Genomic DNA, 245 nt, shown 5'->3' on the forward strand with positions numbered 1-245 from the left:
AAGGATACCACCGAAATTGTGGATGCGACCAATAGGTCGCGTGATAGGAGAGCGTTCTAAGGGCGGTGAAGCTAGATCGTAAGGACTAGTGGAGCGATTAGAAGTGAGAATGCCGGTATGAGTAGCGAAAGATCAGTGAGAATCTGATCCACCGAATGACTAAGGTTTCCTGGGGAAGGCTCGTCCTCCCAGGGTTAGTCGGGACCTAAGTCGAGGCCGCAAGGCGTAGACGATGGCCAACAGGT

Annotated in this window: 1 rRNA gene; it reads left to right on the top strand. The window is 52.7% G+C overall.

The features are described from left to right. Positions 1–245 (top strand): 23S ribosomal RNA (locus tag CES82_RS12220); the annotation flags it as partial.

This window comes from Secundilactobacillus silagincola (genome assembly GCF_002583405.1).
Taxonomy (GTDB): Bacteria; Bacillota; Bacilli; order Lactobacillales; family Lactobacillaceae; genus Secundilactobacillus; species Secundilactobacillus silagincola.